General features: G+C 28.6%; 19 protein-coding genes. 10 read left to right on the top strand and 9 right to left on the bottom strand.

Annotated elements, in window-relative coordinates; all coding sequences use genetic code 11:
- Positions 1–152 precede the first annotated feature (152 nt).
- Positions 153–1493: an MATE family efflux transporter gene (locus ACY1IQ_RS04335; protein ID WP_461612806.1), complete on the top strand. Its 1341-nt coding sequence runs from the start codon at positions 153–155 to the stop codon at positions 1491–1493.
- Positions 1494–1591: 98 nt separating this feature from the next.
- Here ACY1IQ_RS04335 and ACY1IQ_RS04330 read toward each other — a convergent pair whose 3' ends face one another.
- The gene (locus tag ACY1IQ_RS04330) at positions 1592–2275 is read right to left on the bottom strand and encodes a Crp/Fnr family transcriptional regulator (RefSeq protein ID WP_461612805.1); all 684 of its coding nucleotides are present in this window, start codon (positions 2273–2275) and stop codon (positions 1592–1594) included.
- A gap of 197 nt (positions 2276–2472) precedes the next feature.
- Here ACY1IQ_RS04330 and ric point away from each other — a divergent pair, with 197 nt between their 5' ends.
- Positions 2473–3147 (top strand): iron-sulfur cluster repair di-iron protein, encoded by a 675-nt coding sequence (ric, locus tag ACY1IQ_RS04325; RefSeq protein WP_461612804.1) that lies wholly within the window; start codon positions 2473–2475, stop codon positions 3145–3147.
- A 310-nt stretch (positions 3148–3457) separates the two neighbouring features.
- Here the strand turns inward: ric and ACY1IQ_RS04320 are convergent, their stop codons facing one another.
- Entirely contained in the window at positions 3458–4204 is a 747-nt protein-coding gene (locus tag ACY1IQ_RS04320; protein ID WP_039637169.1) for a creatininase, read from the bottom strand.
- A 138-nt stretch (positions 4205–4342) separates the two neighbouring features.
- Between ACY1IQ_RS04320 and ACY1IQ_RS04315 the strand changes: the two genes are divergently transcribed.
- The 4 genes from ACY1IQ_RS04315 (at position 4343) to ACY1IQ_RS04300 (ending at position 6973) form a co-directional block, all read left to right on the top strand.
- The gene (locus tag ACY1IQ_RS04315; RefSeq protein ID WP_461612803.1) at positions 4343–4867 is read left to right on the top strand and encodes a hypothetical protein; all 525 of its coding nucleotides are present in this window, start codon (positions 4343–4345) and stop codon (positions 4865–4867) included.
- Between the two features lie 76 nt (positions 4868–4943).
- Positions 4944–5429 carry an HIT family protein gene (locus tag ACY1IQ_RS04310; RefSeq protein WP_461612802.1) on the top strand — a complete coding sequence of 162 codons (486 nt, stop codon included), beginning with the start codon at positions 4944–4946 and terminating at the stop codon, positions 5427–5429.
- A 53-nt stretch (positions 5430–5482) separates the two neighbouring features.
- Complete coding sequence (locus tag ACY1IQ_RS04305; RefSeq protein WP_461612801.1) at positions 5483–6283, top strand: GNAT family N-acetyltransferase; 801 nt, start codon at positions 5483–5485, stop codon at positions 6281–6283.
- Positions 6284–6505: 222 nt separating this feature from the next.
- Positions 6506–6973, top strand: coding sequence for an HD domain-containing protein (locus ACY1IQ_RS04300; protein WP_461612800.1), 468 nt, complete (start codon positions 6506–6508; stop codon positions 6971–6973).
- Positions 6974–7084: 111 nt separating this feature from the next.
- On the opposite strand, the gene ACY1IQ_RS04295 is transcribed toward ACY1IQ_RS04300, so the two are convergent.
- Complete coding sequence (locus ACY1IQ_RS04295; RefSeq protein WP_461612799.1) at positions 7085–8830, bottom strand: ATP-dependent metallopeptidase FtsH/Yme1/Tma family protein; 1746 nt, start codon at positions 8828–8830, stop codon at positions 7085–7087.
- A 583-nt stretch (positions 8831–9413) separates the two neighbouring features.
- On the opposite strand from ACY1IQ_RS04295, the gene recQ reads away from it, so the two are divergent.
- The 4 genes from recQ (at position 9414) to ACY1IQ_RS04275 (ending at position 14239) form a co-directional block, all read left to right on the top strand.
- On the top strand, positions 9414–11540 hold the full coding sequence (gene recQ / locus ACY1IQ_RS04290) for a DNA helicase RecQ (protein ID WP_461612798.1): 2127 nt from the start codon (positions 9414–9416) through the stop codon (positions 11538–11540).
- Positions 11541–11600: 60 nt separating this feature from the next.
- Positions 11601–12203 carry a GNAT family N-acetyltransferase gene (locus tag ACY1IQ_RS04285; RefSeq protein WP_461612797.1) on the top strand — a complete coding sequence of 201 codons (603 nt, stop codon included), beginning with the start codon at positions 11601–11603 and terminating at the stop codon, positions 12201–12203.
- 258 nt (positions 12204–12461) lie between these two features.
- Positions 12462–13274 carry an alpha/beta fold hydrolase gene (locus ACY1IQ_RS04280; protein WP_461612796.1) on the top strand — a complete coding sequence of 271 codons (813 nt, stop codon included), beginning with the start codon at positions 12462–12464 and terminating at the stop codon, positions 13272–13274.
- A 296-nt stretch (positions 13275–13570) separates the two neighbouring features.
- On the top strand, positions 13571–14239 hold the full coding sequence (locus ACY1IQ_RS04275; RefSeq protein ID WP_461612795.1) for an SIMPL domain-containing protein: 669 nt from the start codon (positions 13571–13573) through the stop codon (positions 14237–14239).
- A 461-nt stretch (positions 14240–14700) separates the two neighbouring features.
- Here the strand turns inward: ACY1IQ_RS04275 and ACY1IQ_RS04270 are convergent, their stop codons facing one another.
- The 6 genes from ACY1IQ_RS04270 to ACY1IQ_RS04245 all read right to left on the bottom strand — a co-directional run bounded on the left by ACY1IQ_RS04270 (position 14701) and on the right by ACY1IQ_RS04245 (position 20652).
- The gene (locus tag ACY1IQ_RS04270; protein WP_461612794.1) at positions 14701–15261 is read right to left on the bottom strand and encodes a DUF4489 domain-containing protein; all 561 of its coding nucleotides are present in this window, start codon (positions 15259–15261) and stop codon (positions 14701–14703) included.
- Between the two features lie 194 nt (positions 15262–15455).
- Positions 15456–16022: a DUF4489 domain-containing protein gene (locus ACY1IQ_RS04265; RefSeq protein ID WP_461612793.1), complete on the bottom strand. Its 567-nt coding sequence runs from the start codon at positions 16020–16022 to the stop codon at positions 15456–15458.
- Between the two features lie 233 nt (positions 16023–16255).
- Positions 16256–16930, bottom strand: a complete 675-nt coding sequence (locus ACY1IQ_RS04260) for a DUF4489 domain-containing protein (RefSeq protein WP_461612792.1) — start codon at positions 16928–16930, stop codon at positions 16256–16258.
- 647 nt (positions 16931–17577) lie between these two features.
- The gene (locus tag ACY1IQ_RS04255; RefSeq protein ID WP_461612791.1) at positions 17578–18138 is read right to left on the bottom strand and encodes a DUF4489 domain-containing protein; all 561 of its coding nucleotides are present in this window, start codon (positions 18136–18138) and stop codon (positions 17578–17580) included.
- A gap of 621 nt (positions 18139–18759) precedes the next feature.
- Positions 18760–19413 (bottom strand): DUF4489 domain-containing protein, encoded by a 654-nt coding sequence (locus ACY1IQ_RS04250; RefSeq protein ID WP_461612790.1) that lies wholly within the window; start codon positions 19411–19413, stop codon positions 18760–18762.
- Between the two features lie 549 nt (positions 19414–19962).
- Entirely contained in the window at positions 19963–20652 is a 690-nt protein-coding gene (locus ACY1IQ_RS04245; RefSeq protein ID WP_461612789.1) for a DUF4489 domain-containing protein, read from the bottom strand.
- Positions 20653–20751: the final 99 nt, after the last annotated feature.

The following is a 20751-nucleotide window of genomic DNA, read 5'->3' as shown; positions in this document are numbered from 1 at the left end:
AGGAGGATAGAGATGGAGTTAGAAAAATATAAAGAATTAACTAGTATAATAGTTGAGAAAATAATAAAATAGATATGGAAAAGTCTTAATTATAAGACTTTTTTATAGAATTAATAGTTAATTAAACTAACTAACTTAAACGGAGGGGAAGAATGGAGAATAGTTTATCTACAAAAAGTATCGGAAGTTTGTTTTTGAAGTTTGTAATTCCAGCAATTATAGGAGTTTTAGTAAATTCAGTGTACATAATTGTAGATGGAATATTTATAGGAAGAGGAGTAGGAGAAACAGGGCTAGCAGCTATAAATATTTTGTGGCCAGTAATGTGTGGTAATATGGCAATAGGTATGCTTTTAGGAGTAGGAGGTTCCGCGCTTATTGCAATAAAGCTTGGACAAAATGAAAAAGAGGAAGCTAGGCAAATTTTAGGTACATCTGTTTTTTCTATGATATTAATTGGATTAATAATAACTATAGTAGGATTATTATTTTTAGAGCCGATTATGATTTTCCTAGGAGCTGAAGGAGAAGTTTTAAAGTTAAGTAAAGAATATAGTGTAATAATTATTTCTGCTACAATTATGCATATTTTATCTACAGGATTAAATCCAATTGCAAGGGCAGAAGGAAATCCAAAATTATCAATGAATATTTTGGTAATTTCTGCTATATTAAATGCATTTCTAGACTGGTTATTTGTAATGAAATTAGGGTATGGAATGGGAGGAGCGGCAGCAGCAACTATAGTAGGCATGACTCTTTCAGGCCTTTATTTTCTTTATTATTTTTTTTCAAGAAAATCCAAACTTCATATTAGACTAAAACATCTTAAAATTAAGTTTAACATATTAAAAGAAATATGTATTTCTGGTTTTGTATCTTTTGGTATGCAAATGTCTTTGGGTATTTTAACTTTTATCCAAAATAATTTAATACTTCATTATGGAACGACAATAGATTTAGCTATGTTTGCTATAGTAGGATATGTTGCAACAATATTTTTAGAAATATTATTAGGAATAGCTCAAGGAACTCAGCCAATTATAGGGTATAACTATGGCGCTGAAAAATATGATAGAGTTAAGAAAACTTTAAGGTTAGCTTTAATCGTTGATATAGTATATGGATGTATAGCACTAATATTGCTTTTCATATTTGCAACTTCAATTGTAAACATATTTAATGATAATTTGGAATTCGTTAATAGTACAGCTACAAGATTAAAAATGTACTTAGGGTCATTACCGTTTTTAGGTATAGTAATAACTTATGGAAGCTATTATCAATCAATACAAAAAGATTTATATGCAAATATAATTTCTATAGGCCGTTCCTTTATATTTTTAGTGCCAGTATCATTTATATTACCTAAATTTTTAGGAGTTGACGGAGTGTTTTTATCACCACTAGTTTCTGATACCTTAGCTTTAGCTACCACTATTTTCATTGGTATATTAAATAAGAGAAAAGAAGAAGTAACTATTGCCACCTAATATATATTTAGTAATTATTTATAATTGTGAATTATAAAGAGTTTGATAAATGCACTTTTTATGTTTATTTAGATAAAAAGTGCATTTTTATTTCTTAGTTATAATAAATCCTGTAGATATTCTTTATCTTTAATAATAATCTTTTTATTACCTACAAGTTCTATAATATTTTCTTCACTTAATGAAGTTAGTTTTCTACTTATGGTTTCACGGGTCACTCCTATATAATTTGCCATATCTTCTCTATTTATAGAAAGGATTATTGTATTATTTTTTTCTAGTTTTAATAGCAGTTCTGCGATTCTACTATCTATATCTTTATTGGTTAAAGTAGTAATCATATTTTCAAGGCTTTCAATTCTATCATAAGCATACTCTAATATTTTCAAAGTAATTTCAGGAGATTCTTTGATGATTTTATCAAAATCCTCTTTAGAAATCATGCAAATATTAGTTTTTTCAAGGGCTTTAGAAGCAAAGTTAAATTTACTACTTTTTAAAAGGCTCAAGTCTCCAATAAAATCTCCCTCATTTAAGAGATATAAAATTTGTTCTTTACCTTCTTTGTTATAAGTATAGACCTTTAATTTCCCACTATTTATAATATAAAGTTTGTCGGAAGTATCATCTATATTAAATAAAACATCTCCCTTTTCAAAACTTTTTCTCTTTATTAAGGTTGTAATCTTTTTTAATTGATTTTCATCTAATCCTTTAAATATTGATATTTTACTAGCGCAATATTTACCTGAACAACTATTACAACTATAAAGGTTAATCATAAAAGAACCCTCCACTTTCTTAAGGTATAAATATATATATCTTATTATACACTAAATAATTTATTATAATTTGATTTAAATCACATATTTCCATAAGATAAAAATCTATAATAAAGGCATAAGCCAAGCTAATATATTAGTATATTACATTTTAAAATTGTTAAATTCTTTTAAATACTTAAATGGAGGGAGTTATTATGGAAAAAACATTTTATAGCACAATGCTCATTGGAGATATACTTAGTGAATATCCAGGAGCAGGCGATATATTTAAAATTTACGAAATAGATTTTTGTTGTGGAGGAAATAGACCTTTAATAGAGGCTATAAAAGAACAAGGATTAAATGAAAAAGAGATAATGGATAAAATAAATGAAAATTATAAAGTATCTATTATGAAAACAGCACCTAAGCTATGGAAGAATGTATCTTCAGAAGAATTAATAAAGCATATTATAGATACTCATCATAATTATTTATACAATGAACTTCCTAATATAGGAGAGCTTATAGAAAAAATTATAAGAGCACATGGTGACAATCATAAGGAGCTTTATAAAGTTCAAGAATTATTTACAGCTTTAGCCAAAGAATTATTAACTCATTTACCTAAGGAAGAAGAAGAAATTTTTCCACTTATACTTAAAGGTGAAGAAAAAGAGCAAATAAAAAATAAAATCAATGAACTTGAAAATGAACATGAAGGTGCTGGTGTTATTCTTAAAGAATTGAGAAAAGTAACAAATGGTTATAGTATTCCAAGTGATGTATGCTTAACCTTTGAGATGACATATAGAAAATTAGTTGATCTTGAAAGTGACATCTTTCAGCATATTCACTTAGAAAATAATATATTATTTAAAAGATATTGATATAAATGTACAACTTTAGAATTTAATCTATACGTTGATACAATTATGTTATTAAATTATTTAAGTTTATATTAATATGAAATTGAAAATTGACGATTGTCAATTGTCCATTCTTAATTCTCTATTAATTAAAGTTATGCATGAAAATATTTAAATGTGTAGCTATATTGGGCTATACATTAATTTTTAAGATCGTATCATATATTGAGCTGGAGTAAGCAGAGTATTTATTTTATCTACTTACTTCAGTTCATTTTTTATAAATATATAGATATCCTAAGGTATATTAAAGAATTAATAAGAGAAGTTTTTAAAATGTTTTTTCTACTATACTTTTAATTTTAGGAATAATCTCTTCTATCATTATATCCGCTTTTTCTTTTGAGCTGCTTCTAGCACTAGCTAGTAATCCAGAAGGTGGCACTAAGTCAGATGGCACTGGATATACTGCATATCCAGGAGGAGTCATTGCTTCATCTACCAATCTTTCCATATGTACAAGTTCCGGTGTAAATTTGAGCATGAATGAAGTTTCAGTTATAGCCGCATGCTCTAATGCCCAACCTGGGAATGGGATTTCATCAAATATTTTATCTATTGTTTCATTAGATAATGGATCCCACCAATTAGTGATAATAATTTTAGTTCCTTTTGGTATATTACGAGACACAAGGTCTGCCGCTTCAAGTATAAAGGCTTCATTTTCATAATGACTATTAAAGATTAATATTTTTTTAACTCCATCTTTAATAAACTCTTCTAATATATCTTTTACAAGAGCAACTACAGTGCTTCCATTTAAGTCTATAGTTCCAGGAAATAGAGGACCACCACCACTAGCTGGCAATGATTTATAGCCATAATTGATTGATGGAGCTACTATTCCATTAATCTCCTTAGCTAAAAGTAATGATAATTCATAAGAAATTACTGTATCAGTGCATAATGGAAGATGAGGTCCGTGTTGCTCTAAAGAGCCTATAGGGAGGATTACAACATCCTTTTCTTTTCTCTCATTGAATTCTTGCCATGTAAGAGCATCTAATTTTATTTCCATAATAGAAATCTCCTCTCAAATCGTTAAATTTATACAATAGTATTATAATATAACTATAAAGTTTTTGCATAAATCTTGCATATAAAGAAGCTTTATAGATACACTAATATATAATTTATAGAAAGTAGGAGGAGTTTTATGGTAGAGTTCAGTTATAAGCTTACAGGGGTAGGAGTTTGTGAAGGGTTTATAAATATAAATGGAAATATAAGTGAATTTACACCTTACAATATAACAGATGCCATAGGAGATTTACTACAAGCAATTGTTAATATATTAGAAGAAAGTATTGATGGAGAAACCGAAGAATATTATTTTATTTGGCACGATAATCCTAATCAGCATAAATGGGAAATGTACCTAGAGGATAAAGAAAATATAAGAATTAAAATAACCAATGAAACCTATGATGGAGAAACGATAAGTGTAGATATAGATACTATTTATGAGTTTAAAGATTTTATAAGAGAAATTTTAAGAGAATGTGAACTACTTTTAAAAAATCATGGTATTATAGGCTATAGGACAAAGTGGGTAGAGTATGAATTTCCACTAGGTCTTTACATGAAATTAAAAAAATATATACTGTCTAATATGATAAGTAAAGAAGGCAGTACATATATAAGTGAAGAATTAGACTTATTAAAGGAATATATAGTATAAAAACATATTATTAAGATTATAAATGTTAATGTAAGAATAAGAGGAAAAATTGTAATGAGACAGGGGAGATGGGTTGATGAGGAAAATTACATTGGCTAATAATAAAACCATTGAAGTGGAATGTCTAAGTTGTGCTATTACAAGTGGAGAGGTTGAGCCTGATGGAGGAACAATTATTGAAACAGAGTTTTTTCATGCACATCAAGATGTGGTATATCCTATAGAAGGATTAGTTATATTAGCTTCCAAAAGACACATTAAATGTTTTGATGAATTAACAGAAGAAGAAAAAATCGACTATATAACATTGCTAACAAAAATTAGAGAAGCTCAGAGGAAGGTATTGAATATTGAATATGTATATTATTTCTATAATGAAGATACTACTCATCATTTCCATACTTGGATGGTTCCAAGATATAAGTGGATGTATAATTTTGGACACTCTGTTCAATCTCTAAGACCAGCATTATTACATGCACGAGATAATTTAAATTCTCAAGAAAACTTAACTAAAGTAATTGAAGCAATTAATAATCTTAAAAATTATTTAAATACTTAAGGGTATTTAGTGTTTATTTAAATACATTTGAAAGTTTATTAAGGAGAAGTTAAATGATAAATTTTAAAAAATTAGATTCAGTAAGAGATATTTTACCTTTAAGGAAAGAATACTATAATAGTCTTTTAAAGCCTATGGAAGATTATCACGATGTTGTACACATCATTACAGCAAGTTATTTTGGAGTATATTTAAATGATAGATTAATAGGATATTATTCAATTAGTAATAATAACAATTTATTATCTCAATTTTATATAATTGATGAATTTAGAACTTTAGATGAAAAAATTTTTTCAATGATAATTGAGGAAGAATCTATAGAAGGTGCTATTGTATGTAGTATTGAACCTATGTTTTTATCCTTAACTATGGGAATTGCTAAAGAGATAAGTATAGATTCTTATTTGTTTTATGATTTTAATCTTAATAGTTTTATGAAAAAATATGATAGTCTAAATTTTATACTCGCTAAAGGGGAACAAATTGAGAGAATTAAAGAATTTTATATGAAAAACTTAGAAGATAGAGATGAATGCATAAATAGCTATTTATTAGGATTAGTAGCTAATGATGAATTATTTGTACTTTATGATAGCAACGAAATTCTAGGAGTTGGAGAATATCGTAAAAGCAATATCTTTCCTGGAACTGTTAATTTAGGAATAGTTGTGAATAAATCTTATAGAAATAGAGGCTACGGGAGTTATATCATGTACAAGCTTTTAGAAAAAAGCGTTACAAGAGGGCACAGGGCAATTTGTTCCTGTGATTTTGATAATATAGCTTCTAATAAAGCTTTAGTTAAAGCTGGACTTATTTCAAGACATAAGGTTTTTAAGGTGATTTTTTAATAAGATGAGCTGAGTTAAGTGGTTATAATTGTTTCAAAATGATAAAAAAGTAGTAAAGATTAAAAAACTGTATCTCGATAAATGTATCATACTCATATACAAAAATAATGAATTTTAAGGAAGAGAGCCAATATTTATTTAAGTACATGCAATTTATTTTAATTAATATTATAATTGGTATATAAAAAGTCTTATAAAACTATAAATGTAGGAGATAAATTTATGAATAGATTAGAAGAAATTCAGAAGATTGTTGATAGTATTTTAATGGAGCAATCTGACTTAAAAGAAAGGCGCTGTGGTTTTGTTCACTTGTATGGTGTATCATCTATTTGTAGTTTACTTGCATTTAAACGTGGACTAAATGTTGAATTGTGCGCAATTGCTGGAATGTTGCATGATATATCAAGTTATAAAATCGGCTATACTGTTGATCACTCAAAGCTAGGCTCTATAGAAGCAAGAAAAATTTTAAATGATACTAACTGTTTTAATGAGAAAGAAATTGATATTATTTGTAAATCTATATCTAACCACAGTGACAAACATAATGTAGATAATGTTTATGATGAAATTCTTAAAGATGCAGATGTACTTCAACATTATTTATATAATACAAATTTCAAAATTGAAGAAAAAGAGAAAAATAGATTGAATGATTTATTTAAAGAGTTAGGGATTAATTCTTAGTTTATAAAAAATCAGAAGAGAAAAATGCCTATCTAATTTATATAATCAAAAATAAAAGCCTAGAAAATATATTTTCTAGGCTTTTATTAAGAGAGATGATGAACTGCGAATTTATATAAAATTAGTTGCTGACAAAATTTCTTCGTAAGAAAGCTTTTCTTTAATCAATAATGAATTAGTTAAAGCTTCTAACTTAGATTTTTCTTTTAATAATATAGATTTTACTTCTTCATAAAGACTATCAACAGTAGATTTACATTCTTCTAATATATCCTTAGAACTTGATCCTTGAAGTGGACTAGGCACTTCTGAAAGTCTTAGAAGACCTAAAGATTCACCCATACCATACTCAGCAATCATATTGTAAACCATATTAGTAGTTTGTTTTAAATCATTATAAGCACCTGTAGTAATCTTTTCTTTCCCAAAAATTATTTCTTCAGCAGCACGTCCGCCTAAAAGTACCATTATTTTTTTCTTTAAATAGTCTAGGTTTTGATATGCGCTATCTACAGGTAAGCTTAGAGTATATCCTCCAGCACCTTTAGAAGTAGGAATTATAGTAACCTTAGATACTTTTTCCTCTGGCAACTTTAACAATGAAATTAAAGCATGTCCAGCTTCGTGATAAGCAGTAATTTTTCTATCTTCTTCTTTAATAGCAGATTTATCAATTTTTTCGTAACCTGCAAGAACTATAGAAAATGCAGTATCTATATGTTCATTAGTGATATATCCAATGTCTTCCTTACAAGCTAATATAGCTGCTTCATTTATTAAGTTTTCTAATTTAGCACCAGAAAAATATGAAGTTCTATGAGCAAGATCTAAGATATCTATATCTTTATGAGGTTTATTTTTTAAATGAAGTTTAATTATTTTTTCTCTAGCACTTACATCAGGTAATGCGACTTCAATATGTCTATCAAATCTACCTGGTCTTAAAAGTGCAGGATCAAGTATATCTAATCTATTTGTAGCAGCAATAACTACTATTCCTTCGCTTTCGCTAAATCCTGACATCTCTGTTAATAGGGCATTTAAAGTTTGATCTTTTTCTTCAGAACCTCCAGTACCCTTAGATGATCTTTTTTTACCAATAGCATCTATCTCATCTATGAATATAACTGCTTTTCCGTGACTTTTTGCCTTTTTAAATAGACTTCTAACTCTACCAGCTCCAACCCCTACATATACTTGAATAAAATCGGAACCAGATACAGCGTAGAAAGGTACATTTGCTTCTCCTGCAACTGCTTTAGCTAGTAATGTTTTACCAGTACCAGGAGAACCATATAGTATAATTCCCTTAGGAACTCTTGCACCATATTTTTTATATTTTTCAGGATTTTTTAAATAATCTACTATATCTTTAACACTTTCTTTAGCCTCTTCATTTCCTGCTAGACTATTAAAGTTAAATTTATCTTTTACTAGAGTAGAAGCATCTACTGCATCTATAGCAGTAACTCCTCTTGCGCCTTTAGTCTTTGATAATGACATAAGGACAATGGCAACAATTGAAAGTGTTAAAAGTGCAGAAAAACCTGTTTGCATAAATGTGGTACTGCTATTTTCTTTTACTTCTACACCTTTACTTAAAAGTTCCTCTTTTAAAGTAAGACTATTAGGGTTATCCGTAGTATATTTTGTTCCATCTTTCATTACAACAGTAATTTTAGAAGAGGGAACAATATATACAGTTGAGAGTTGGTCATTATGAGCATCCTTTAAAAATTCTTTATAAGATTTAAAAGATAAGTTTGAACTTCCAAAGTTAATAAAAGTCATTGCTATTAAAGATAAAATGCAAATAACAATGGGAATTATAATGTAATTCTTTTTAAGTTTATTCATTAAAGTAGTTCCCCCTTCTTTTTAGAAAATAATTAGTATTATTTAAGCATCTGGCAAAAAATAACTACCAAAGATTGTAATATATTTTGTGTCAGATGCTTAAGCCTATGATACTTATTATATACATTACAACCTTATTGTCTAATTAAAATCATAGAATTTGGTAATGTAAGTTATGGAATGAGTTTATTAAAATGGAAAAAAAACTACTAATTAACATATTGAGAGAAGATATGTTTAGAAAAATAATAAGTGATTATATTAGTATTCTATACAATGTAAGAATTGAAAATTGAAAATGGACAATTGTTGATATTTCTCCTATATAGAAGAAGTTTTCAGTTGATTTCTTTTTAAGTTAAACAGCAACTTCTTATAATAAAAGTTAGCAATTTCATTGTTAGTAAAATTTAAAATTAAGGGAATTAATTCCCACACCAATTGAGAAGTTTACATTTTGTATTGTGAATTATCTTGACTAATGCCTAGCAGTAGGTAAAAAACTTAATATTTTTTATAACACTTTTTAGAATTATTGGTTATAATTAATGATAGTGCATTAATTGGGAAAGGAATTGAAGTTATGGAAAAAGCTAAAATGCTTCTAAAACAATACTTTGGGTATGATGATTTTAGAAGTGCGCAAGTTAAACCTATAGAGAGCATATTAAGAGGACAAGATACCTTAACTATTATGCCTACAGGAGGAGGAAAATCTATATGTTTTCAAATTCCTTCGCTTATATTACAAGGAGTTACAGTGGTTATTTCTCCATTGATATCTTTAATGAAGGATCAAGTGGATGGATTAAATAGTAGTGGAATTCCTTCTACATATATAAATAGTTCATTAGATCCTTTAGAAATTGAAGAGAGAATATTTTATGCTAGAAACGGACAATACAAATTAATTTATGTAGCACCAGAAAGACTTGAAAACGAAAGTTTTTGTGAAGCTTTAAAACATATAGATATAACCTTAGTTGCTATAGATGAGGCACACTGTGTTTCTCAATGGGGACATGATTTTAGACCAAGTTATAAAAAAATACCTAGTTTCTTAAGAAGATTAGAAAAAAGACCTATTTTAGCCGCTTTTACTGCTACTGCTACGGATAAGGTTAGAGAAGATATGATAAATATTTTAAGGTTAAAAGACCCTAATATATTTATAAGTGGTTTTGATAGAGAAAATTTAAATTTAAAAGTATTAAGAGGAGAAAATAAATTAGATTATGTAGTTAATTATGTTAGTGAAAAAATCAATACTACTGGAATAATATATACTGCTACTAGAAGAGAGGCAGAGACAGTATATATTAATCTTAAGAAGAGAAATATTAAAGCTGCTCTTTATCATGCAGGTCTTTCTGACAGTGATAGGGCAAAAGCGCAAGAAGATTTTTCTTATGATAATGTAGATGTGATTGTAGCTACTAATGCTTTTGGAATGGGTATTGATAAATCTAATGTTAGATATGTAATTCATTATAATATGCCTAAGAATATAGAAGCTTACTACCAAGAAATAGGACGTGCAGGCAGAGATGGTGAGGCAAGTGAGTGTATATTATTATTTAGCCCTAAGGATATACAGACTCAAAAATATTTTATCGATATGCGAGAGTTGAACCCTGTTAAAAAAGCACAAGAATATAATAACTTAAGAGCTATGGTGGATTATACTTATACATCTATGTGTCTTAGAAAATATATACTTGAATATTTTGGAGAACAAGATATAAAGGATAGCTGCAATAATTGTTCTGTATGTAATGATGATAGAGAAACTGTAGATATGACTATAGAGGCGCAAAAGATTTTTTCTTGCGTTTATAGAATGAAAGAGAGATATGGAACCAATGTAATTGCAGAAGTTTTAAAAGGTTCAACTAATGCAAAAATATTAAATTTAGGACTTGATAAGCTTTCAACCTATGGAATAGTAAAGAACTATACAAAAAAAGAGTTAGTAGATATAATTAATAAACTTATTGCTGATGATTATATGATTACTACAGATGATGAATTTCCTGTAGTTAAATTAAGACCAAAGGCTGTTCCTGTATTAAGAAGTGAAGAAAAAGTATTTCTAAAGATAAATAAAAAACCTGAAAGTAAAAAAGGAAAAGTGAATAATACCTTATTTGAAGCTTTAAGACTTTTAAGAAAAGATATTGCATTAAATGAAAAAATACCACCTTATTTAGTATTTGCAGATGCTTCTTTAAAAGAAATGACAGAATACATGCCTGTTACGAAGGAAGATTTTCTTAATATTAAAGGTGTAGGCCAAAGCAAATATAATAAATATGGTGAAGTATTTATAGAAGAAATTAAAAAATATATTAAAGAAAATAACATAACTAAAGAAGTGTCAATGGATAATGAAAAAATTGATAGCACTGAAAAGATAAAAAGTCATATAATAACTTATAATATGTATAAAGAAGGCAAGACTATTAAAGAAATCTCTAAGGAAAGAGAGCTTGCTGAAGTTACCATTGAGGAACATCTATTTAAGTGTAAGACAGAGGGGTTAGATGTAAACCTAGATGATTTTATACAAAAGGAATATGAGGAGTTAATAATAGAAACAATTAAAAATCTAGGGGCAGAAAAATTAAAGCCTATAAAAGAATTGCTTCCAAAAGAAGTAACTTATTTATCTATAAAATCTGTATTACTTAAATATAATAGCGACTTATAATTGACACAATTGTGGTTTATAATTAGCTAATAATTTAAGAAATTTTATTTGGGAGGAATCATGAATTCAATAGACATAAGAAATGCAGAAATAAAGGACGTTAAAAAAATAGCAAGTTTACTTTATATTACAGAAACTAATCCAGAAGTTATTTGGGGAACGGGAAGCAAGAACGAAATAATAGAGAGACTTGCCTATATAGTTAAAGAAAGTAGAAATAGATTTAGTTATCAACATGCTAAAGTTGCAGTAGTAAATAACGAAGTGGCAGGAATATTATTTGCAATTCCACATGACACTATGAAAAATATTGAGAAAAAAACTGCAAAGTTACTTATGAAAGGGCAAAAAGGCTTTAAAGAAAAAGTAGGATATATCTCTAGTATAATAATGCTTGATCACCTAAAGGAATCTGAACCAGGGGAATTATTTATAGCCAATATAGCTACTCATATAAAATATCAAGGCAGAGGTATAGGAAGAGCTTTAATGATGGAAGCAGAAAAAATGGCTAAGGAGAAAGACTTAAGCAAAATCTCTCTTTTAGTAGACGTTAATGATCATAAGGTAATTCATTTTTATACTGTACTTGGATATAAAGTAGTAGAAGAGTCACATTTAGGAAAGAAAATATATCTTAGAATGATAAAAGAGGTACAATAAAAAATAATAGGCAATAATTTTTATAATTTTAAACTATCGAAAATCGTGACACTTAGTCACGATTTTGTTTAATATGCCACAAAAGTTGATTTTATTAATTCAATATCAACGAAAATATTAATTGTTAATATTATTAATTAACTTGTTAAAATTAAAAAGTTTTCAGTTAAGCCTTTTTGAATGTCTGAAATTACGTGAATATATTTATTCTCAAGTGAATAATGTATTAATAGAGTGATTATTCATTGGAGGTTATAAGTGGGATACTATATTAGGGTAGAACCAAATGTAAAAATTTATGTGGAGGATCTTAATCCAGCGGGAAAGAATACAATCTTGTTTTTACACGGCTGGCCTGGTAGTCATAATTTATTCGAATATCAATTTAACCAGCTTCCAAAGATGGGTTATAGATGCATCGGAATAGATATGAGAGGATTTGGAGATTCGGATAAACCTTATACAGGTTACGACTATGATCGATTGTCAGATGATGTTAGATGCGTGGTTGATGAACTAGAATTATGTAATTTCACATTGGCAGGACATTCAACGGGAGGAGCTATAGCTATTCGATATATGGCTCGTCATAGAGGACATGGAGTATCTAAACTTACTCTTTTTGATGCAGCGGCGCCTAGTCTTATCAAGCGTCCTAATTTTCCCTATGGTCTAGAAAGAGAAGAGGTAATTAAAATTATTCAAGGAACATATACTGATCGTCCTAAGATGTTACGGGATTTTGGAGACATATTCTTCTTTCAGCATATAACTGACGCATTATCTGATTGGTTTTTCCAATTGGGATTACAGGCAGCTGGTTGGGCAACTGCGAGTATTGCAAATACTTGGTTACGTGAAGTATTATTTTCTGATCTAGAAACAATAAATGTTCCAACCTTAATTATTCATGGTATTCACGACAAAGTTGTTCCATTCTCACTAGGTGAAATACAAAATCAATGTATTAAGAATTCAAAACTTATACCATTTAAATTCAGCGGTCACGCAACATTTTATGATGAACAAGACAAATTTAACAAAGAATTGATGAAATTTATTGAAGAATAAAGTTCTGGTAATAAAAGAATGTAGAAGTTAGAATAAATTTTAGAAAAGCATCTAGGTGACTAGGTGCTATTTTAGTTTTCTTTTTATAACACCTAGAATTATTTTATTTTGATGTGATGAGGCGATAGGTGCATTATTTTAATTGAAAACTCATATGCTTTATTTTACAATCAGTTCTTAAAAGATTAAAAAAATTATAGTTCATATTTTGATATGTATATGGTAAAAATTGTAACTAAGATTATATATTTTCATATTATATAAGATAAGCAAGTTTATAAAGAGGAATAGTGATTATGATGTATTCTAATTTTTATGACACTGAACCATATTATAATCAAGATAGGGGCAGTCAAGGGAACATAAGGGTAGTTGGAATTGGAAGTATACAAGCAGAACCAGATATTGCTATTATCAATTTAGGAGTTATAACAGAAGATAAAAACTTAGAAACAGCTCAAAGAGAAAATATAGTGATAAGTAATAGGGTTATAAATCAACTTGAAGAAATGGGAATTTCAAGAAGAGATATAAAAACTTCAATTTATAATATTGAACCCCAATATGATTATATTGAAGGTAAACAGGTGTTTAGAAATTATAAGGTAACTAATATTTTTACTGTGACTATAAGGGATATAAGAAGAGTAGGAGAAATAATTGATGCTTCAGTTAGTATTGGAGCAAACAATGTAGGAAACATAAGTTTTACAATTTCTGATCCTAGATATTATTATAATAAAGCTTTACAATTAGCAGTTATAGATGCAGTAGAAAAAGCTATAACCATTGGAGACACTTTAAAAGTGTCAGTAAATACAATTCCTAATAGCATAAAAGAACAGGCTCCTATACAAGAGTTTGAAAGTAGAGCCATGATGAAAACTTATACAGCTAGTACTCCAGTAATGCCTGGTGAAATTGAGATAACTGCGAGAGTAGAAGGAAGTTTTCAGTATTCATAGGAGCTCTATTAAAAAATATATATCTGTAAAATTAAATTTTATTTAACGGTTAATATGACTATTTGCATAGCAAATAGTCATATTAACTTACATTTTTATAAAGAAGTATTTTTAAAATTAGCTTATATAGGATTTTTATTTTTTCATTCTTAACAGTTGACTTGCATAAGTTGTTCTTTATTAATGATCAGTTAGTTAAAAATCTTTATGCTGTTATTTTTCAGATTTTGAATTTTATAAATTTATGCTTATTTAGTATTTTTATAGTTTTTCAGTACAATATATATTGTAACAAATAGCAATTGTTTTACAATTTTAAAGAATTTATTATAATCTTAAAATCATTGTTTAAGATTAAGATATTTTATATATGTGTTTAATTAGAAGTTTATTTTATATTATAGAGAGAACTCCATTAAATATAATATGTTACTTATTAGATAAATTTTAAGATTAGTTATTTAAGAAGAAGTTGCTAAGGCTGAAAGGTTTGAAGTAATAATTGAAATCTTCTCTGTAATGCTACCCCTACCGGATAATACACTGCTATTAAATTTCACTATATCTACAGTATAAACGAAGCAGGAAGAGCAAGTATTACATTCGCAATAAGTGAAATTAAAGGAATTAGTAAGATCTGTTGCTACTAATAGAGAGCCAATAGAGTAAGTCCAGCTTCCTAGGGCAACTTTTGTTCCGTCATTGCAAAATTTACTTAGCTCAAAAATTAATGTGAATGGAGTAATTGATGTACCACCGGATATAAGTGCTTGATAATTAATAGTGCTATTAAAATCAATTTTTACGACTGGCTTACATAAACAAGTTGTATCAACAGTAATACTAGCTATGGTTATAGGAACAGAGATATTAGGAAAAATAGATAGTCCATTTCCAGTACTGCAAGATAAAAGTATTGGTATAGGTAGTGGATGCATTAAATCTATATTTTTATCGGTAGCACATTTACAGGGATTAGATTTACAATACTCACATTTAAGAGATTTAGATTTTAAATTCATAAATATTCCTCCCTTATTTTATAAATCTTTGCATTTGTAAAAAAATACAAATATCTACTGCATTATATGCAGAAGCCAGTAGCTTTTTTACTAAATTAAAGAAAATAAAATAAAAAATTAGGAGCCTTATTAATAGATGACCCCTATAAATTGAAAATATGATATTTTATCTATAAGTTAAGCATAAGAATTAATTAACAAGAAGAAGCTGCTGTTGCTGTAAGGCTTGAAGTAACAATTAAAGCAGATTCACTTGTAACGGTAACGCCAAGTAGTGCACTTCTAGTAGCTTGAACTATATCTACAGTATAAACACAACATGCGGGACATGCATGGCATTCGCAATGAGTAAAAGCAAAGGTTTCAGTAATGTTTACTGCAACTGCTAATATTGCTATTGTGAAAGTGAAGCTTCCTAGTGCTATTTTAGTGCCATTGCCGCAAGTCTTACTCAATTGAAAAGTTAATATGAAAGGGGTAGTGAGTATAGGTAGTGCTGTTCCTAGAGTAAGAAGTGCTTGATAGTTAATTATACTAGTGAAATCAATTTTTACAACTGGACTACATAGACAAGTAGTATCAATTGTAACACTAGCTACTGGAATAGGGTTAAATGGCGTATCAGGAGTAACTGCTGGAATAGCTACTCCAGTTCCAGTACCACAAGCTAAAAGTGCTGGAGTAGGCAGTGGATGTCCAGGAATGCAATGACAAGTGTTGCAACAATCTTGTTGTTTACAACAATTAGATTCTGAATTCATAAATATTCCTCCTTATATTTTAAATGAATTTTACTTTTGTGAATTATTCTAAAATATGTATTATATTATATGGATTGGTATATAACTGTGTTACTTTACTACATAAATTAATAAATCTTAAATTTTAAAACATTATGTATTTCTTATGAAAATAAATCAGGAGTCCTATTAATAGAGGACTCCCACAAATTTAAAGTATTACATCTTATCTGTAAATTAAACATAAAAATTAATTAGCAAGAAGAAGTTGCTAATGCAGAAAGATTTGAGGTAACAATTGAAGCAGTTTCTGTTGTAAGAGTAACATCAAGTAATGAACTTGTATTAGCTTGAATTATATCTACAGTATAAACACAGCATGCTGGGCAAGCGCGACATTCACAGAAAGTGAAAGCAAAGGTTTCAGTAATATTTACTGCAACTGCTAATAGTGCTATTGTAAAAGTCCAACTTCCTAATGGTATTTTACTTCCATTATTACAGGTTTTACTCAATTGGAAAGTTACTGTGTAAGGACTAGTTAATATAGGTCCTTCTCCTAAAGTAAGAACTGCTTGATAGTTAATTATGCTAGTAAAATCAATTTTTATAGCTGGACTGCATAAACAAGTAGTATCAATTGTAACACTTGCTACTGGTATAGGATTAAATGGATTGCCAGGAGCAACTGCTGGGATAGCTAAGCCAGTTCCAGTACCACAAGATAGGATTGATGGGTTAGGTAATGGGTGTCCTGGGGTACAGTGGCAAGTATTGCAGCACTGCATATCACAGCTCCATTTATGCTCATGGCAGCAGCATTTGTCATGCTTCCATCTATTATGGGATTTATCATGGCATCTGTCGTTACATTTACAAGGATTACATCTGCAATGCTCGCATTTAAAAAATTTAGATTTTGAATTCATAAATATTCCTCCTCAATATTTTTACTGAATTTTTACTTTTGTAAATTGTTTTAAAATATGTATTATATTATATGAATTATTAGATTACTGTGTTACTTTACACATTAACTAAGGTATTTTAAGCTAATATAGAGTTCCTTAATAAAAATTTGATTTATATATTATTTTTAATCTCCATAATAAAGTTTTTTAGAGATTAAAAATTTAAAGATACGAATTATAGTCAAAATTTCACCACCAGGACCTTCGAAGTTTTTTAGAATAAATTTTATTTTAATAAATTCATACTTTTAACTATTAATTCTTAATTTTTTAAGAGGTTAAGCTAGTTTTATATAAAATTTATTTATAGGATATATGTTAAATTTCATACTGAATACCTATAAGACTTACTATGTAAAAAGTTATATATAGATGAATATTTTTTAATGTTTTAATTAAACTAATTTCTTTAAATAATTTTAACTAGCAATGTATTGTTAGTCCTTTATAAGAAGTGACTGAGTTATTTTAAAAATAAGTTAATTATAGTTTTTTATAATTCTTATATTTATATATTGTAAAAATAAATTAGGAGCCTCATTAACAGAGGACTCCTATAAATTGAAAATATGACATTTTTTCTATAAGTTAAGCATAAGAATTAATTAACAAGAAGAAGCTGCTGTTGCTGTAAGACTTGAAGTAACAATTGAAGCAGATTCACTTGTAACAGTAACGCCAAGTAATGCACTTCTAGTAGCTTGAACTATATCTACAGTATAAACACAACATGCTGGACATGCATGGCATTCACAATGGGTGAAAGCAAAGGTTTCAGTAATGTTTACGGCAACTGCTAATATTGCTATTGTAAAAGTCCAGCTTCCTAGTGCTATTTTAGTTCCATTATCACAAGTTTTGCTTAATTGAAAAGTTACTGTAAATGGAGTAGTTATTACAGGAGCTGCTAAAACAAGAAGTGCTTGATAGTTAATTATACTAGTAAAGTCAATTTTTACAGCTGGGCTGCATAGACAAGTAGTATCAATTGTAACACTAGCTACTGGTACAGGGTTAAATTGAGTACCAGGAGCAACTGCAGGAATAGCTAATCCAGTTCCAGTACCACAAGATAAAATTGTTGGTCCAGGTAGTGGATGTCCAGGAGTACAAGCACAAGTGTTGCAGCAATTTTGCTTATTACAACAAGTAAATTTTGAATTCATAAATATGCCTCCTTAATATTTTTAATAAGTTTTACTTTTGTAAATTATTTTAAAATGTGTAGTATATTATATGGATTATTAGATAACTGTGTTACCTTACTATATAAATTAAGAAAATTTAATTCTTCTACCTTTTAAGAGTAGTTTAATCAATGGATAGCTTAAAGTAATGTACAATTAATAATGGAAGATTAACAATTATAGTTAAAATTAGTTTTAATTAAACTAGTTTCTTTAGCTAATTTTTTTACTAGTAGTACAGTTGATGGTTCTTTATAAGAAGTGATTATGTGGCTTCAAAATAAATAAATTCTAAATTACTCGTTTTTACTGAGCAATTTAGAATTGTGCATTATGAGTTGAATAAAAGGAGAAGTAGCAATAATTCTCCTTTGTCAATTTTAAATTGTCCATTGTAGAAGACTTTTTTAAGGTAAAGCATAGTTCCTATTAACACTGATTTAATTAACTAGAATAATAGATATAGGTAATACAATTAAAGTATTAGTGAATGTATTAATTTTAGAATATATTATAAAAAACAAATTAGGAGCCTCGTTGATAGAGGACTCCTATAAATTGAAAATATGACATTTTATTTGCAGTTAAGTTTAAAATCAATTAGCAAGAAGAAGCTGCTATTGCTGTAAGACTAGAAGTAACAATTGAAGCAGTTTCACTTGTAACAGTAACACCAGCTATTGCACTTCTAGTAGCTTGAACTATATCTACAGTGTAAACGCAGCAGCCAGGGCATGCGTGACATTCACAATGAGTGAAAGCAAATGTTTGAGTAATATTTACCGCAACTGCTAATATTGCTATTGTGAAAGTCCAGCTTCCTAGTGCTATTTTACTACCATTATCGCAGGTCTTACTCAATTGGAAAGTTACTGTAAATGGAGTAGTTAGTACAGGAGCTGCTAAAACAAGAAGTGCTTGATAGTTAATTATACTAGAAAAATCAATTTTTACAGCTGGACTGCATAGACAAGTAGTATCAATTGTAACACTAGCTACTGGTACAGGGTTAAATGGAGTACCAGGAGTAACTGCAGGAATAGCTAAGCCAGTTCCAGTACCACAAGATAATATTGATGGACCAGGTAGTGGGTGTCCTGGAGTACAGTGGCAAGTATTGCAGCAATCTATATCACAGTTCCATTTATGCTCATGGCAGCAACATTTGTCATGGTCACATTTATCGTGGCATCTGTCGTCCCATTTATCATGGCATCTATCATCACATTTAAAAGATTTAGATTTTGAATTCATAAATATGCCTCCTTAATATTTTAATAAATTTTAAATTTTTCGCCTCTAGGGAACAGTTTACTTAATGGAGTATTTAAAATAATGAACAATTCAAAATTAAAAATTGTAATTAAAATTAGTTTTAATCAAACTAATTTTTTTACTAGCAATATAATTAATAGTTCTTTATAAGAAGTAACTGTGTTGCTTAAAAATAAATCAATTCTAAATCTCTGAGCTTTATCTAAGAAATATTTTCAATTATGAATTGAATAAGGGAGGTAAGCAATACAGTGATACTGCTAAATATATTAAATATCTTTGTGCCATTATATTGCACTTCAAAGAACTAGGTAACAATTAACTATATACTAATTTTTATATAACTTATAGGGATAAATACAAATTCGTAATTATGAATTGTATAGCTATAATATTTTAAAATACTACTTATTTTAATGTGTATATTAATTTTGAAATATATCATAAATGGAAATCAGGAGCCTCGTTAAGAGAGGACTCCTATAAATTTTAAATATGACATTTTATTTACAGTTAAGTTTAAAATTATTAGCAAGAAGAAGCTGCTATTGCTGTAAGGCTAGAAGTAACGATTGAAGCAGTTTCACTTGTAACAGTAATAGTACCAGCTAGTGTACTTCTAAGAGCTTGAACTATATCTACAGTATAAACACAGCAGCCTGGGCAAGCATGGCATTCACAGAAAGTGAAAGCAAAGGTTTCAGTAATATTTACTGCAACTGCTAATAGCGCTATTGTAAAGGTCCAGCTTCCTAGTGGTATTTTAGATCCATCATTACAAGTCTTACTCAATTGGAAGGTTACTGTAAATGGAGTAGTCAATATTGGACCTGCCCCTAAAGTAAGAAGTGCTTGATAATTAATTATACTAGAAAAATCAATTTTTACAGTTGGTCTGCATAAGCAAGTAGTATCAATTGTAACACTAGCTACTGGTATAGGATTAAATGGAGTACCAGCAGTAACTGCTGGAATAGTTAATCCAGTTCCTGTACCACAAGATAATATTGATGGACCAGGTAGTGGATGTCCTGGAGTACAGTGGCAAGTATTGCAGCAATCTATATCACAGTTCCATTTATGCTCATGGCAGCAGCATTTGTCATGGTCGCATTTATCATGACATTTATCATGACATTTATCATGGCATCTGTCGTCGCATTTACAAGGATTGCATCTGCAATGTTCGCATTTAAAAGATTTAGATTTTGAATTCATAAATAAGCCTCCCTTATACTTTTACATAATTTTATTTTTTTATAAGTTATTTGAAAATATTTTATCTAAAACTCTTCATTATATTATATGAGACATTGG

It is taken from the genome of Clostridium sp. Marseille-QA1073 (assembly GCF_054863625.1).
The sequence above is the reverse complement of the archived record's forward strand: the minus strand, read 5'-3'. Positions and strand labels throughout refer to the sequence as shown.

Excerpts from the sequence above, each read along its gene's own strand:
- ACY1IQ_RS04320 (WP_039637169.1), bottom strand. The coding sequence starts at position 4,204 with ATGGAAATAAAATTAGATGCTCTTACATGGCAAGAATTCAATGAGAGA.
- ACY1IQ_RS04260 (WP_461612792.1), bottom strand. The coding sequence starts at position 16,930 with ATGAATTCAAAATCTAAATTTTTTAAATGCGAGCATTGCAGATGTAAT.
- ACY1IQ_RS04255 (WP_461612791.1), bottom strand. The coding sequence starts at position 18,138 with ATGAATTCAAAATTTACTTGTTGTAATAAGCAAAATTGCTGCAACACT.
- ACY1IQ_RS04315 (WP_461612803.1), top strand. The coding sequence starts at position 4,343 with ATGGTAGAGTTCAGTTATAAGCTTACAGGGGTAGGAGTTTGTGAAGGG.
- ACY1IQ_RS04330 (WP_461612805.1), bottom strand. The coding sequence starts at position 2,275 with ATGATTAACCTTTATAGTTGTAATAGTTGTTCAGGTAAATATTGCGCT.
- ric (WP_461612804.1), top strand. The coding sequence starts at position 2,473 with ATGGAAAAAACATTTTATAGCACAATGCTCATTGGAGATATACTTAGT.
- ACY1IQ_RS04265 (WP_461612793.1), bottom strand. The coding sequence starts at position 16,022 with ATGAATTCAGAATCTAATTGTTGTAAACAACAAGATTGTTGCAACACT.
- ACY1IQ_RS04305 (WP_461612801.1), top strand. The coding sequence starts at position 5,483 with ATGATAAATTTTAAAAAATTAGATTCAGTAAGAGATATTTTACCTTTA.
- ACY1IQ_RS04245 (WP_461612789.1), bottom strand. The coding sequence starts at position 20,652 with ATGAATTCAAAATCTAAATCTTTTAAATGCGAACATTGCAGATGCAAT.
- ACY1IQ_RS04335 (WP_461612806.1), top strand. The coding sequence starts at position 153 with ATGGAGAATAGTTTATCTACAAAAAGTATCGGAAGTTTGTTTTTGAAG.
- ACY1IQ_RS04300 (WP_461612800.1), top strand. The coding sequence starts at position 6,506 with ATGAATAGATTAGAAGAAATTCAGAAGATTGTTGATAGTATTTTAATG.
- recQ (WP_461612798.1), top strand. The coding sequence starts at position 9,414 with ATGGAAAAAGCTAAAATGCTTCTAAAACAATACTTTGGGTATGATGAT.
- ACY1IQ_RS04295 (WP_461612799.1), bottom strand. The coding sequence starts at position 8,830 with ATGAATAAACTTAAAAAGAATTACATTATAATTCCCATTGTTATTTGC.
- ACY1IQ_RS04310 (WP_461612802.1), top strand. The coding sequence starts at position 4,944 with ATGAGGAAAATTACATTGGCTAATAATAAAACCATTGAAGTGGAATGT.
- ACY1IQ_RS04270 (WP_461612794.1), bottom strand. The coding sequence starts at position 15,261 with ATGAATTTAAAATCTAAATCTCTTAAATGTGAGTATTGTAAATCTAAT.
- ACY1IQ_RS04285 (WP_461612797.1), top strand. The coding sequence starts at position 11,601 with ATGAATTCAATAGACATAAGAAATGCAGAAATAAAGGACGTTAAAAAA.
- ACY1IQ_RS04250 (WP_461612790.1), bottom strand. The coding sequence starts at position 19,413 with ATGAATTCAAAATCTAAATCTTTTAAATGTGATGATAGATGCCATGAT.
- ACY1IQ_RS04275 (WP_461612795.1), top strand. The coding sequence starts at position 13,571 with ATGATGTATTCTAATTTTTATGACACTGAACCATATTATAATCAAGAT.